Source organism: Saccharococcus sp. Marseille-Q5394, from assembly GCF_946901335.1.
GTDB classification, from domain to species: domain Bacteria; phylum Bacillota; class Bacilli; order Bacillales_A; family Planococcaceae; genus Sporosarcina; species Sporosarcina luteola_C.
The window spans coordinates 1,341,842-1,356,539 of the sequence record NZ_CAMPPQ010000001.1 but is presented as its reverse complement, the minus strand read 5'-3'; the positions used below and the strand labels follow the sequence as shown (position 1 = coordinate 1,356,539).

The following is a 14,698-nucleotide window of genomic DNA, read 5'->3' as shown; positions in this document are numbered from 1 at the left end:
ATACTAAAAGAAAAGGAGGAATGGTCATGTTTCAAAAAGGCCTGAAAGATGTCGTTGCAGTACACACAAAAATCGCATCCGTAGAAGGTGATATCGGCGAACTCCGATATCGCGGAATACTTGTCGACGAATTAATCCCAAATCACTCATTCGAGGAAATTGCGCACTTCCTCTGGAACGGAAAATTTCCGGACGAAAACGAATCATATACTCTTCACGAAGGAAGGGATTTGCCTGCTCACGTAAAACTGATCATCGACGCCCTCCCGCCTGAAACGCCGGTAATGGACGCGATGCGCACTGCAATATCCGCATATTCTCACTACAATTTCACAAATCAAACAATCGAACAGCAGGCGCTCCATCTAACCGCGGCACTTCCATCGATCATCGCGAGACACTCCCGCAATGTGAAAGGTCTTCCGGTCATCGAACCCGACAAGAACCTAGCTCACACTGCCAACTACTTATGGATGCTCACAGGAACAAAACCCTCCAACGTCCACGTCGAAGCGCTCGAAACCTATTTGAAACTGACGATGGAGCACGGCATGAACGCCTCCACGTTCGCAGCACGTGTCACGGTTTCAACAGAATCCGATCTGACAGCGGCGGTCACTTCTGCGCTCGGCACGATGAAAGGCCCTTTGCATGGCGGCGCTCCTTCAGCGGTAATTGAACTGCTCGAAGAAATCGGCACGCAAGAAAACATCCGTCCTGTTATCCAGGAAAAGCTGCAAAATGGCGAGCGGATTATGGGGTTCGGCCACCGCATCTACAAAACCGAAGACCCGCGATCGATTTTATTACGAGACAAATGCGAAAAGCTCGCAGGACAAGATGGATGGCTGGATCTCGCGACAGCAGCCGAAACAGAAATCGTCACATTGCTAGAAACATACAAGCCGGGCCGGAAGCTGTATACCAACGTCGAATATTACGCAGCTGCGATCATGCGGGCAATCGATATGCCGCCCGAACTCTTCACCCCGACATTCAGCGCGTCAAGAATAGTCGGCTGGACGGCCCACGCCATCGAACAGCTGAGCGACAACACAATCTTCCGCCCGCAATCCGTCTACATCGGAAAAAAATCATGAAATAAAAAGGGGAAGCTCCTCAGGGTGTCGAAATATGTAGAATAGATAATTGAAGGGGGAATACCTATGAGAAACCTACAAACAGATGATTTATTTAAACTTCAATCCGTCACGAACCCGCAACTATCTCCTGACGGAAAAGAAGCGCTGTTCATCAAAACGCATATTGACGTAGAGGAAAACAAATATATCGCAAACCTGTACCATATCGACCTCGAGACGAAAGAAACGACGCAATGGACATACGGAAAACACCGCATCAGCTCGCCAAAATGGTCGGCGGACGGCAAGCAGATCGCTTTTTTGTCAAATCGCGACGAGAAGAATCAGTTGTACATCCAATCCGCCCGCGGAGGCGAAGCGAGGAAACTCACATCTTTCGAAAATGGCGTATCCGGCTTCGAATGGTCGCCTTGCGGCCAGAAGATCTGGTTTGACGCTTCGGTGAAGGAAGGCAAGACGTTCACGGATAAGGAAGAAAAAGATGAAAAGAAGAAGCCGGAACCTGTCCGCGTGACGAAGATGAAATATAAAATGGACGGGATCGGTTTATTGCCGCAGGATTCATTCAAGCAAATCGGTGTCATCGACCTTGAAACAGAAGAGGTAACACAGTTTACGGAAGGGAATCACCAGCATACGTTGCAGGCGGTTTCGCATGACGGCAGCAAGCTCGTCATCGGTGTGAACCGGGATGAGGAATTGGACTGGGCATTCCGTCAGCCGCTCCATTTGGTCGATGTGGAATCGAAGGAAGAGACAGTCATCGTCGATGAGGAAGGCTATTATGGCGGCGCGAGATTTTCGTTAGACGACAATTATATCGCCTTTGTCGGCTCGGATCGCACGTTCCAAAACGCTACACATAGCAATTTGTATGTATACGATACGCCACGCGGCAATACGATTAACATTACGGAAAGCGTTGATGCTCCGGTCGGCGACTATACCGTTGCAGACCACCAGCAAGGGGCGAGCGCGCCAAGTGCTGTATGGACGAAGGACAATGATTTGTACTTCCAACTGTCTGCAATGGGCGACGTCCGCCTTTATTTCGCAACGCTCGAAGGGGAGCTGTACCCGGCATCCCAGGAAAATGAGCATGTGTATGGCTATGACGTGAACCGGGAAGGCGACTTCGCGTTAGTCGCAGCGAGCGATCCTGTAAATCCGGGCGAAATTTATCAATTGACGATTGCGACAGGCGAAAGGAAAGCCGTCACTTCATTCAATAAAGACTATTTGCAAGAAGTCAAACTCGTAGAACCGGAATCAATCTTCTTCAAAGGGGCAAAGGATTGGGACGTGCACGGCTGGCTCATGAAACCGGCCGACTTCAAGGAAGGCGAGAAATATCCACTCATCGTCGACATCCATGGCGGACCGCACGCAATGTTCGGCAACACATTCTTCCATGAGATGCAATTGCTTGCGGCAAAAGGATACGGAGTGCTCTACATCAACCCGCGCGGCAGCCACGGCTACAGCCAGCAATTCGTCGATGCAGTACGCGGCGATTATGGCGGGGGCGACTATGAAGACATCATGGCGTCAGTTGATTATGTACTGGCGGAAAATGAATGGATTGACGAAGATCGGCTTGGTGTAACGGGCGGCAGTTACGGCGGCTTCATGACGAACTGGATCGTCGGCCATACGAACCGTTTCAAAGCGGCCGTCACACAGCGTTCGATCTGCAACTGGATCAGTTTCTTCGGTGTATCCGACATCGGCTACTACTTCAGCGACTGGCAAATTGCTGCTGACATGAAGGACGTCGAAACGCTCTGGAAGCACTCTCCGTTGAAATACGCGGAAAACGTGGAGACGCCGCTATTGATTCTCCACTCGGAAAAAGACTTCCGCTGCCCGATTGAACAGGCGGAGCAGTTATATATTACATTGAAAAGCATGGGGAAAGAGACGGAATTCGTCCGCTTCCCGGATGCAGACCACAACTTATCGCGGACCGGCGCACCGAATCTGCGCATTGAACGATTGAACGAGATTACGGGCTGGTTCGATAAGTATCTATAAGAACCGGAGGAATTTGTTTGACTTATACACGAGACGGCGTGACAATTCGCCCAATAAAAGAAGAAGATTTGCACCACATGTGGGAATTGACGTTCAAAGAGGAAAATCCCGAATGGAAGAAATGGGACGCCCCGTACTACCCGCATAAAGCAATAACGTATGAAGCATTTCTCGAACGGAAAGACAATGTCGTCGCAACGGACGATTACTGGGGCATCGAAGTTGATGGCGAGCTCATCGGCATGGTGAGCTACTATTGGGAGCACAAGCCGTCCCTTTGGCTTGAAATGGGTATCCTCATTTACGAGCCGAAGTATTGGAGCGGCGGCTACGGAACGAAGGCACTCACGATGTGGATCGATCATTTATTCAACGAAATGCCGCTCGTCCGCGTCGGCCTCACGACATGGTCCGGCAACGAGCGGATGATCCGCGTCGCCGAAAAGCTCGGCATGACGATGGAAGCCCGCATCCGCAAAGTCCGCTACTGGAACGGAGTCTATTACGACTCGATCCGGATGGGCATGCTGCGTGAGGAATGGGAAGCGCATAAAGCTAAGAATTGAGAGGGGACTTTTCCTCTCTTTTTTTGTTGCTGTTCCTCTCATTGGTTGTGATGCGCCTAGTATTGCTTGTGCGTTGTTTGCGTTGCGCCCGCTTTTGATTGTATTGCTCTTGTCATCGTCTACATTTTGATTGAAAATTAATGAGTGATTACTCACTTTACAATGCTAACTTCATAGATTACAATGTAGTGAGTAATCACTCACTACTGAAAAGAGGTGGCAATTATGAACGAACACGAAGTCTGCGTCTCCATCCGCAACGTTTCAAAAAGCTTCGGCAAGCATCAAGTGTTGAAAGACATCAACCTGGAAATCAACGAAGGAGAGATCTTCGGACTGCTCGGACCGTCCGGAGCGGGGAAGACGACGTTAGTGAAGGAACTGGCGGGACTTGACGAACCGACAACAGGGGAGAATCATTTATTCAACGAGAAGATGCCTTCCCTAAATCTCATTAAACGGATTGGGTATATGGCACAATCGGATGCCCTATACGAGGAATTGTCAGCGAAGGAAAATCTTCAATTCTTTTCCGAACTGTACGGGTTGAAAGGACAACAACAAGCGCAGCGCATCAAGGAAGTGATGGAGCTCGTCCAACTTTCCGGCGACATGACAAAACTCGTATCGAACTACTCCGGTGGAATGAAAAGACGCCTCTCCCTCGCGATTGCATTACTCCACAAACCGGAATTGCTCATTCTCGATGAACCTACTGTTGGAATCGACCCAGTCCTACGGAAAAGTATCTGGAACGCATTCACGGATTTGAAGGCACAAGGAAAGACGCTTATCGTCACGACCCACGTCATGGACGAAGCCGCTAAATGTGATCGACTCGGACTAATCCGTGATGGAAAACTGATCGCGGTCGGCACACCCGCCGAATTGAAAAAGGAAACCAACTCTTCAACAATCGAGGAAGCCTTCCTCGTCTTCGGAGGTGTGGAACGATGAGAGTGACTGCATTGGTGAAACGGATCCTCCGTCAACTTAGCAGGGATAAACGGACAATCGGCCTCCTCATCTTCGCGCCGATTCTTGTGCTGACGATGCTTTATTTCGTCTTCAACGGCGACGACTATACTCCGAAAATCGGATTCGTCGATATACCGGAACTGCTCGCCGACCAAATCGATAAGGAAGGGGCACAAGTAACCTCCTTCAAAACGGAAGCGGAAGCGAAGGAAAAACTTGCTGCACAGGAACTCGATGGCTATCTAAAAATCGAAGGCAACACACCTTCCATTGTCATTGAAGGAAGCGATCCAAGCGTCACGGGCGCCACGATGAAATGGCTACAAAATGCATTGCCGAAACCAACGCAAACCGTTGACATTCCGGAACCGAAGATTGACTACTTGCACGGCTCAAGCGACATGGGACAATTCGATTATTTCGGACCGGTCCTGCTCGGATTTTTCGTATTCTTTTTCGTCTTTCTGATCGCAGGTGTTTCATTCTTGCGTGAACGGACAACGGGCACACTTGAGCGGCTACTCGCCAGTCCATTGCGCAAATGGGAAATCGTCGCCGGCTATGTCCTCGGCTTTGGAATTTTCACGACAATCCAGTCTACAATCATTTCAGCGTATGCGATATATGTGCTCGGCATGGTTATGGAAGGAGCCTTCATCTATGTGCTCCTCATCATCCTCATCCTCGCGTTGACCGCACTGACGCTGGGCATCCTGCTATCATCATTCGCACATAACGAGCTGCAGATGATGCAATTCATCCCGATCGTCGTCGTGCCGCAAATCTTCTTTTCAGGATTGTTCAACTTGGAGACAATTGCCGAATGGCTCAGCTGGATCGGCTACTTGACACCTCTCTATTACGCCGCGGAAGCATTGCGCGACGTCATGGTGAGGGGTGCCGGATTTAGCGACATCATGATAAACTTGCTTATACTAGCAGGATTCTGCCTTCTGTTCATTGCAATAAACATCGCCGTGCTAAGCAAGTATCGCCGAATATAAGGAGGGCATCATGACAGACGAAAACAACCTGCTCGACGAAATGCTTCAGGAAGACGACAGCCTGACTGAAAAACAAAGGCAAATTCTCGTCGCAGCAACAGAAATGTTCGCAGAAAAAGGATTCGCCGCCACATCGACAAATGAAATCGCCAAAAAAGCGGGCGTCGCGGAAGGCACCATCTTCCGCCACTACAAAACGAAAAAGGACCTGCTCCTTTCCATTGTCACGCCGATGATGGTCAAAATGCTCGGTCCCATTATCATCAAAGACTTGAACAAAGTGCTCAACAAAGACTTCGAGCACTTCGAAGACTTCGTGCGTGCAATGATCAAAAACCGTCAGGAATTCCTCGAGAAAAACTTGAAAGTCGTCCAGATCTTTCTCCAGGAAATCCCGTTCCACCCAGAACTGCGCGAGCAATTCATCGAACACATTGGGAAAAAGGTAGTCATCCGCCTCATCCAAATCGTCGAGCATTACCAATCGAAAGGCCAGATTGTTCAACTGCCAGCAACGACCGTCATCCGGCTAACCGCCTCGACAATCATGGGCTACTTTGCCGCCAAATACATCATCAACCCGAAGTGGAACGACGACGAGGAAATCAATCAAATGATCCGCTTCCTTAAAAAAGGCCTCGCTCCAGAGGATTGAAAAAGAAGGTCCCGTACCTTCTTTTTTTTGATGGAATCAAACCGGAAACGATCATAAATCCGCTAAATCACGCATAACCGGCCACATACGCGCATAAATCCGCTAAATCACGCATAACTGGCCTCAGCCGCGCATAAATCCGTTGAATCACGCATAACCGACCCCAGACGCGCATAAATCCATTAAATCACGCATAACCGGCTCCAGATACGCATAAATCCGCTAAATCGCGCATAACCCTTCCCAGAAGCACATAAATCCATCATGACATTTCTTCTACATATCCATAAACAACATTAATTTCACCAAAGTCGATAATTATTTATTGATATTCGATAAATTATAATCTATAATCAAATCATACTAAAAACGCGAGGTGCTTTTGAATGAAACGAGGATCAACATTATTTTTAAGGATGGCAGTTTTCCTAATTGGAGCTCCTGTTCTTGCTTTAGCTATATTCGGGATCTACTATCTATTGAAAAATCCAGCCAACCCGGATTATGCACATATACTCTATCCAATCGTAATCGGAATGTATATTTCAGTCATACCGTTTTTCGGAGCGTTGTTACAGGCTTTCAAACTGCTCAGCTACATCGACAAGAACCAGGCTTTCTCAGATCTTTCTGTTACAGCTCTTAAGAAAATCAAACTCTTTGCAATGACAATCAGTGGTGTGTATGTGATTGTTCTGCCATTCATGGCAATGGTAGCGGAGCTGGATGATGCACCAGGTCTCATCATCTTCTCAATGGTTCCTATTTTTGCTCCGTTTGTAATCGCGGTCTTTGCTGCTCTCCTCCAAAGACTGCTGCAAGAAGCTATTACGATAAAATCTGAAAATGATTTAACGGTCTGAGGTGAAAACAATGGGGATTATAATAAATATTGACGTAATGCTGGCCAAAAGGAAAATGAGCGTAACTGAACTAACGGAGAAGGTTGGAATTACAATGGCGAACCTATCCATATTGAAAAATGGAAAGGCAAAAGCGATCCGATTCTCAACCTTAGAAGCGATTTGCAAGGCGTTGGACTGTCAGCCTGGAGACATTTTAGAATACAAAAACGATGAAGACGCAGAAGAATAATCAACTACAGAAAGTCGGTTCCCACTATGTGGGTATTCGGCTTTTTTGTTACGAAAAGCTCATAAATCCCTCCAGAAACTCATAAATCTAATGAATTGCGCATAAATCCTTCTAGACACGCATAAATCAATTAATCCGCGCATAACTCACTAGAATCACGCATAAACGCCAACAATCGCTCATAAATCCATAAAAGTGATCATAAAGTCCCGTGACAATAATGCTCCTTTCCTACAATTCGCATATTTTACCATTAGTGCTACAATGAATGGAAAATAATTCTTTACAAAAGGGGGTACGAAACATGCCAGTATACAACGTAATGGAAGAAGTCGTCCAAAACGTACTCCAACAATATGAAAACGAACTCAATCTCACATGCCATTGTGACCGATGCAAAGACGACATCAAGGCCATTGCGCTAAATGAAATCAAGCCGCGCTACATCGTGAACGATAAACTAAGTCCGGTCATCCGCGCAGAACACGTCGCAGACCGGCAAGGCGCAACAAACATCCTTTCCACCGTCGTCAGAGCTGCCCGCATCGTCTCCGCATCACCCCGCTGCGAAAACGCAAAAAAAGAGTAGGCCGGGAGGACCCCCAAAGCCTACTCACTTCGAAAACAACGACATCACACTATGGATATTCTGATTCACTTGCTTCACAAGCAAATGATCACCTTGTTGGCGGATATCCAGATTGACGAAATTCATCATTTCCTTCGCCATATCCGTATCCTCAAGCAACGATAGTGACTTCGTTAAGTTATTCTCGAACACAAGCGCATTCGTCAAATGATGCTCGACCGCTTCCATATTCGAACCGATACGCGTCAAATGACTGGAAACCGTATTAATCGCCTTATCGATTTTTGTAATCAAACCTTCCGCAAGGTCCCGTAATTCCAATGAAGCCCCTTCAAGGCCAAGCTCCTTAGAACTGACATCCACAAGCGTAATCTTCATCTGCTGCCCGGCATTCGCTCCGACCTGCAACGTCAATGCCCCATGCTGACCCAAAATCTTCTTCGTATTGAACTCAAGTTTCGACGCCGTATCGTCCACAGCACCAAGTAGATGATCAAGCTCCACCTGGCTCGCCGCCCGATCATTCACCGTCAGCGTATCATTCGCACTCAACACCGCAAGCTCACGCGCCCGCTGCAACAGGCCATTCACATTATTCAGCCCTTCATTCGAAGCCTCAAGAACGGACAGTCCGTCCTGCATATTGCTCTGCGCCCGGGAAATCCCGCGGATCTGCGCGCGCATCGTCTCTGAAATCGACAGCCCCGAAGCATTATCGCTGCCCTTCGCAATCTTCACCCCGGATCCGAGCTTCACCAAACTCTTCTCGATCTGCCCGGCATTCCGCATCGAACGATTCGCCGAAACCGCAATCTGCTCGCCGCTCATAACACGCATTCCATCACCCCAATTTCAACTTTCATCTGTATCTCCATCTTTATATCGGCAAATAACGATTGAAATCAACAGAAAAAAGCCGATACAAAAGAAAAAGCGACAGGAGGCACCCACATTGACAACCGTAGACATCGAAAAAGCCATCCAAATCTACAAAGAAGCTAGCGCCTCCACATTATCGATGATGGAATACGTCCTCCTCCTGCTCAACGAACTGCAGAAAAACATTCAGCAATGTAAGCAGGCAATAGAGGCAGGGGACACCGCTGAACGCAACCGCACACTGCGAAAAGCACAAGACTTCCTCTTCGAACTCATGACAACAACCGACCACCAAGCCGAACGAAGCGACCGGCTCATGGCCATCTACCTACATATGAACCAATGCCTTGTCCAAACGCATCTGACCAAAACGACCGAGCAGCTCGACCACCTTGAAGAAATGACCGTTCAGTTAATCGCGTCATGGCAAGTTGCAAAGCAAGTGACGCGCCGCAGGAATTTTACGACGGACCGGTTGTGAACGGGAACTTTTAGGTAGAGAACGAGAACTTTCTTCGGGTAATCGAGAACTTCCCGATAAAGAACGAGAACTCTTCCTGCAAAACAAAAACGCCAGGGAATTAGCGAGAACTCGCAATCCCCTGGACGCTCCTATATCATTTCCCTTTGAATTCCGGTTTCCGCTTCTCCGCAAATGCCGCTAGCGCCTCCAAACGATCCTCCGTCGGAATGGTCAACTCATACGCCTTCCGCTCAATCGCGAGTCCCGTCTGCAAATCGGCGTTCATCCCATGTTTGATTGCAAACTTCGCCTGCTGCAACGCAATCGGTCCATTCGCGAGAAGCTCCCCGACAAAACGGTCCACCGTCTCCTGCAAAAAGTTTGCGGGAGCAACTCCTGTCAACATGCCGTATAATTGTGCATCTTCCGCCTTCAGCCGTCTCGCCGTCAATATGAGCTCCATCGCCTTCGATTCCCCGATCAGCCTCGGCAATCGCTGCGTCCCGCCGGCGCCCGGAATGATGGCAAGTCCCGTCTCCGTCAGCCCCATCACCGCCGAATCCGCCGCGAACCGAAAATCGCAAGCAAGCGCAAGCTCCATTCCGCCGCCGAACGCATAGCCATTCAACACCGCAATTGTGGGTTGCGGCAGATTTTCCACCATCGTGAACACTTCGCCAATTTTATAGACATTCCGCTTCACTTGCGAATCCGACAGCGTCCTCCGCTCCTTCAAATCAGCCCCCACGCTGAATGCACGATCCCCGGACCCTGTAAATATGACAACCCGGATATCCGGATTAATGCGAATCGACTCGATCACTTGTCCTAGTTCCGACAGCATATCGTAATTGAATGCATTCATCGCTTCCGGGCGGTGCAATGTCACCTTTGCGATATTCCCCTTTTGTTCAAACATAAGTGTTTCCATCATGAATCCTCCCATTTCCTATTACTTTCTTCCAACATATCATTTTTCCCACTTCCTAGCTATTAAAATAGTTTGAAAATTAATAGTAAAAGAGGACCAGTTTTGGTATACTGTTTGCATTGAGAGGTGAGAAGATGGAGTACCTTATATTTGTAGGCAGGCAGCCGATTTTGGACAAGGAAGAGCGCATTTTTGGCTACGAACTGCTTTATCGCAATAGTGATCAGAACAGCTTCCCGGATATCGATCCCGAACAGGCGACAATCCAATTGCTCGTCAACACGTTCCTGTCGATCGGCGTGGACCAGATTTCAGGGAAATCAAAGTCATTCATCAATTTTACCGGTGACCTGCTCCTCAAGGACATCTTTTCAAGCTTAAAGCCGGAATTCGTCGTCATCGAGATTTTGGAGGATGTCGAAATCACCCCGGCACTCATTTCGAGAATAAGGGAAATCAAGCAAGAGGGATTTCAACTCGCTCTTGACGACTTCATCATACAAGACCAATATGCCTTACATACAGAACTGTTCGAGCTGATCGATTACGTGAAAGTGGACTTCCTCGCCGTTGACGCAAAGGGAAGGCGGGACATCGAACGGTTCATTAAAAAATACCCGCACATCAAGATGCTTGCGGAAAAGATTGAGACTGAAGAACAGTTCCAAATTGCCAAGAAAAGCGGATACGACCTGTTCCAAGGATATTTCTTCGCTAAGCCAGAAATTATTAAAGGCGTCGAAATCCCTGCGAACCTCAATCTTCATATGCAAATCATCAGCAAGCTGAATGACAGCGACCCTAACATCGACGAAATCGCAAATCTCATACTCCATGACATCTCACTGACATACAAACTGCTGCGCTTAATCAACACGATGAATTTCAATGTCCCGAAAAGCGTCGGTTCCGTCAAACAGGCAATCGTCCTGATCGGCATGCGCGAGTTGAAGAAATGGATGCGAATCTTGATGCTACAGGATATTAGCGACCATTCATCGAGCGGCCGCGTCAAAGCACTCGTTTCCTGCTCGATGTCACGAGCGAAAATGTGCGAGTTCGTCGCAATCCGTACGGGGTATCCGAATGGTGACGAACACTTCTTTGTCGGGCTGTTTTCATTACTTGACGCCATCATGAATCGCGATTGGGACGACATCCTGCCAATGTTCCCTTTTTCCGAGGATGTGGCGGAAACGTTGCAAGGTAAGAAAACCGACATGACGCCATACTTGGAGCTAGCTATCGCGACGGAGCGTTTCGATATGGAGAAAATAAATAAAATCAGCAAGAGATTTGGCGTGTCGAAAGAGGAGATTATCGCATTCTCCAATAAAGCGAACCATTGGGCACGGCAGCTTGAAAGATGAACCGAAAGGGATTTTCTTTTCACCTGCATTTCCAGTAGAATATGATGCAGGAGTTGATGAGTAGTGAAAACAGCAATTGTAACAGATAGCACGGCATATTTGCCGCCTTACATATTAGAGGAACTTAATATCCACGTCGTCCCTTTGACGGTGACGATTGACGGACATGCCTATGAAGAGGAAGTCGATCTAACGTCGGAGGATTTCTATAATAAAGTGCGTGGGGAAGGTCCGTTGCCGAAAACGTCCCAGCCGCCGGTCGGAAAATTTGTCGAGCTGTTTGAATCATTGAAAACGGATCATGACGCGATCATTTCCATCCATCTATCAAGCGGCATTAGCGGTACATACGGAGGCGCTGTCCAAGCAGGGGAAATGGTGGAAGGCATCGACGTCCGCACGTTCGACTCGGAACTGTCCTGCTATATCCAAGGATTTTACGTCATCCGGGCAGCTGAAATGGCGAAAGAAGGGGCAAGTCCAGACGAAATCATGGCGGAGCTCGTGGAAATGAAAAAGACGATGCGCGCCTATTTCATGGTCGACGACCTCGCCCATCTGCAGCGTGGCGGTAGACTCTCGAGCGCACAAGCCTTGATTGGCGGACTGCTCCAAGTGAAGCCGATCCTTCACTTCCACGACAAAGTGATTGTCCCCTTCGAAAAAATCCGCACACGCAAAAAAGCGATGAAACGAATCGCGGACATGCTCGCAGAAGACGCCGAAACAATGCCACTCGAAGCAGCTATCATCCATGCCAACCAGCCTGAAGAAGCGGAAATATGGAAAGCGGAACTTGAAGAACGACTGCCAAATGTCGTTTTCACAATCAGCCATTTCGGTCCAGTGATTGGTACACATTTAGGAGAAGGATCGATGGGGCTTGGATGGGTGAAGCGGAGAGTTTAATGCACAAGGGCTCAATTAATTGCCCACAGGCTCAATTGGTCAACTGCCTTCAGCGCGAAACGATATTTAATTTAATCAAAATCCAACCGCGTACAAAAACAAATAACAAAAGTGGGGGTGTGTTCATGACAAAACCATTCAATCCGGCAATCCGTGATTTCCTGGAGGGCCGTATTTGGCTGCGCATGCACACCCCTTTTCCGCGAGAAGAAATAGATGCACTTATTGATGCTGGCTACATTCAAACAATTAAAGGCATTGAATCAAAACCATCGTTCCTGAATCAAAAGCGCCACCTATGCAACCGGTGTGAAAACGAAGACAGCACCCGGTTCACGACATTCAATTGCGCCAAATGCCAAGGACCATGTACATATTGCAGACAATGCTTAAAAATGGGCCGTGTTTCGTCATGTACGAAACTCATCGTCTGGAACGGTGAAAAACCGGATTACCCGACGAACCACACAATCGCCTGGCAAGGCACACTCACGCTGCATCAGCAGAAAGCATCTGATGAACTGACCGAGAGTCAAAACAAACGATTGTCCCATCTCATCTACGCAGTCTGCGGATCTGGAAAGACAGAAATCCTATTCCCACCCATACATAAGCTGCTCACTGAAGGTAAACGAGTATGCATCGCTGCTCCCCGTGTAGATGTCATTCTTGAACTCGAACCAAGATTGCGCTCGGCATTCCCAAATACGAAAATCGAGGCGTTATACGGTGGCGCGAAGCCGACGATGGAAGCCTCTCAGCTCGTCCTCGCGACAACGCATCAGCTATACAGATTCCGTCACGCATTCGACGCCGTATTCGTCGACGAAGCAGACGCCTTCCCATATAAGGCGGATGCAACATTGCAAAAGGCTGTCAAGAAAGCGGTCAAACCGGGATTCCCAGTCCATTACGTAACCGCAACCCCATCAGAAAAGCTATTATCAGATATGAAAAAGTCGGGCTTCGTTTCGATCATCAACCGCCGCTATCACGGCCATCCATTGCCCGTTCCGACATTCACTCCGTTATGGAACTATGAAAAGCAGGTCCGGAAAGGGAATCTGCCGCGCAAACTCATCGATTGGACGGAACAGCGGCTCGCCAACAAAGAACCGTTCCTCATCTTCTTCCACCATATCGGCTTGATGGAGGAGGCGGAGCCCTTATTCCAGCTTATCGATCCACGCATCCGCTCCGTCCATGCAGCGCATCCGGACCGGAAAGGACATGTACAAGCATTGCGGAATAAAGAACTACCGGGCCTACTCACAACGACCATCCTTGAACGAGGCATCACAATCCCGAATGTCCAAGTCGCAGTCGTCGGTGCAGAACAGCAAATCTTCGACAAAGGCGCCCTCATCCAGATCGGCGGCCGTGTCGGTCGTTCCGCGGACTATCCGACAGGAGATTTCATCCTGTTCCATAACGGCATCACGTACGCGATGGACGAAGCGAATACCGAAATCCTTAAGTTGAATAAAGGGGGCGTCCGCACTTGAACTGCCTCCTATGTGAACAGAAACTTGCTTCCACACCGAGCTGGCAATCCCTTTTCGCGATTGAAACAACATCATTAATTTGTGAAAACTGTTCAAAAAGCTTCAATCGTGTCGACATAAAAGAGGAAGGCGATGTAGTCGATCAACTCACTTCCATTTATACATATAACGAAGCGATGCGCGAATATCTCCACCAATACAAATTTCTGCAGGATGTCGCGCTTGCAGGCGTCTTTGCGAATGAACTGCGTGGCGAACTCGCCCGGAAAGACGTCATAGTCGTAGCGATTCCGATGCATCCACAGAAAAAGGTTGAGCGGACTTTCTCACACGTCGAGGAAATGTTGGCGGCAGCTCGCATTCCATTCGTAGACCTGCTCATCAAGACGAACACCGAAGTGATGGGAGAGAAGACGAAGGAAGAGCGGCTTTCCATGCGCAATTTATTTTCAATCAAACCCGTAAGCGATATCCGAAAAACAACCTACATCCTTGTTGATGACATTTACACAACAGGCACGACACTCCGTCACGCCGCTACCGTCCTGAAGGAAGCTGGCGCCAGGCGGGTAGAAGCAGTCACACTCATTCGTGCCGAAAAATAGGAGGAACACATT

General features: G+C 48.4%; 16 protein-coding genes. 14 read left to right on the top strand and 2 right to left on the bottom strand.

From position 1 onward, the window contains the following. Positions 1 to 26 precede the first annotated feature (26 nt). From OC538_RS06755 to OC538_RS06715, 9 genes are all read left to right on the top strand, one after another. The gene (locus OC538_RS06755) at positions 27 to 1,100 is read left to right on the top strand and encodes a citrate synthase/methylcitrate synthase (RefSeq protein ID WP_262173835.1); all 1,074 of its coding nucleotides are present in this window, start codon (positions 27 to 29) and stop codon (positions 1,098 to 1,100) included. A gap of 66 nt (positions 1,101 to 1,166) precedes the next feature. Further along, positions 1,167 to 3,137: a S9 family peptidase gene (locus OC538_RS06750; protein ID WP_262173833.1), complete on the top strand. Its 1,971-nt coding sequence runs from the start codon at positions 1,167 to 1,169 to the stop codon at positions 3,135 to 3,137. Positions 3,138 to 3,154: 17 nt separating this feature from the next. Further along, positions 3,155 to 3,703: a GNAT family N-acetyltransferase gene (locus OC538_RS06745; protein WP_262173831.1), complete on the top strand. Its 549-nt coding sequence runs from the start codon at positions 3,155 to 3,157 to the stop codon at positions 3,701 to 3,703. Between the two features lie 225 nt (positions 3,704 to 3,928). After that, positions 3,929 to 4,660 (top strand): ABC transporter ATP-binding protein, encoded by a 732-nt coding sequence (locus tag OC538_RS06740; protein WP_262173830.1) that lies wholly within the window; start codon positions 3,929 to 3,931, stop codon positions 4,658 to 4,660. Beyond that, entirely contained in the window at positions 4,657 to 5,685 is a 1,029-nt protein-coding gene (locus OC538_RS06735; protein ID WP_262173828.1) for an ABC transporter permease, read from the top strand. Before OC538_RS06740 ends, OC538_RS06735 begins: the two co-directional genes overlap by 4 nt. 10 nt (positions 5,686 to 5,695) lie before the next feature. Beyond that, entirely contained in the window at positions 5,696 to 6,340 is a 645-nt protein-coding gene (locus tag OC538_RS06730; protein ID WP_262173826.1) for a TetR/AcrR family transcriptional regulator, read from the top strand. Positions 6,341 to 6,726: 386 nt separating this feature from the next. After that, on the top strand, positions 6,727 to 7,203 hold the full coding sequence (locus OC538_RS06725; RefSeq protein ID WP_262173823.1) for a DUF2975 domain-containing protein: 477 nt from the start codon (positions 6,727 to 6,729) through the stop codon (positions 7,201 to 7,203). Positions 7,204 to 7,213: 10 nt separating this feature from the next. Next, a complete protein-coding gene (locus OC538_RS06720) occupies positions 7,214 to 7,435 on the top strand; it encodes a helix-turn-helix domain-containing protein (protein WP_262173820.1) in 222 nt (73 codons plus the stop codon). Between the two features lie 304 nt (positions 7,436 to 7,739). After that, the gene (locus tag OC538_RS06715) at positions 7,740 to 8,024 is read left to right on the top strand and encodes a late competence development ComFB family protein (RefSeq protein ID WP_251693870.1); all 285 of its coding nucleotides are present in this window, start codon (positions 7,740 to 7,742) and stop codon (positions 8,022 to 8,024) included. A 24-nt stretch (positions 8,025 to 8,048) separates the two neighbouring features. Here OC538_RS06715 and OC538_RS06710 read toward each other — a convergent pair whose 3' ends face one another. Then, complete coding sequence (locus tag OC538_RS06710; protein ID WP_262173818.1) at positions 8,049 to 8,861, bottom strand: flagellin; 813 nt, start codon at positions 8,859 to 8,861, stop codon at positions 8,049 to 8,051. Between the two features lie 115 nt (positions 8,862 to 8,976). On the opposite strand from OC538_RS06710, the gene fliS reads away from it, so the two are divergent. Further along, a complete protein-coding gene (fliS, locus tag OC538_RS06705; protein WP_262173815.1) occupies positions 8,977 to 9,384 on the top strand; it encodes a flagellar export chaperone FliS in 408 nt (135 codons plus the stop codon). Positions 9,385 to 9,520: 136 nt separating this feature from the next. Here fliS and OC538_RS06700 read toward each other — a convergent pair whose 3' ends face one another. Beyond that, the gene (locus tag OC538_RS06700; RefSeq protein WP_262173813.1) at positions 9,521 to 10,297 is read right to left on the bottom strand and encodes an enoyl-CoA hydratase-related protein; all 777 of its coding nucleotides are present in this window, start codon (positions 10,295 to 10,297) and stop codon (positions 9,521 to 9,523) included. Positions 10,298 to 10,431: 134 nt separating this feature from the next. Here OC538_RS06700 and OC538_RS06695 point away from each other — a divergent pair, with 134 nt between their 5' ends. From OC538_RS06695 to OC538_RS06680, 4 genes are all read left to right on the top strand, one after another. Continuing rightward, on the top strand, positions 10,432 to 11,667 hold the full coding sequence (locus tag OC538_RS06695; protein WP_262173811.1) for an EAL and HDOD domain-containing protein: 1,236 nt from the start codon (positions 10,432 to 10,434) through the stop codon (positions 11,665 to 11,667). Between the two features lie 63 nt (positions 11,668 to 11,730). Then, entirely contained in the window at positions 11,731 to 12,576 is an 846-nt protein-coding gene (locus OC538_RS06690; RefSeq protein ID WP_262173808.1) for a DegV family protein, read from the top strand. A gap of 125 nt (positions 12,577 to 12,701) precedes the next feature. After that, positions 12,702 to 14,081: a DEAD/DEAH box helicase gene (locus tag OC538_RS06685; RefSeq protein ID WP_262173806.1), complete on the top strand. Its 1,380-nt coding sequence runs from the start codon at positions 12,702 to 12,704 to the stop codon at positions 14,079 to 14,081. Next, positions 14,078 to 14,686, top strand: a complete 609-nt coding sequence (locus OC538_RS06680) for a ComF family protein (protein ID WP_262173804.1) — start codon at positions 14,078 to 14,080, stop codon at positions 14,684 to 14,686. The genes OC538_RS06685 and OC538_RS06680 overlap by 4 nt, the downstream gene beginning before the upstream one ends. The last annotated feature ends 12 nt before the right edge of the window (positions 14,687 to 14,698 follow it).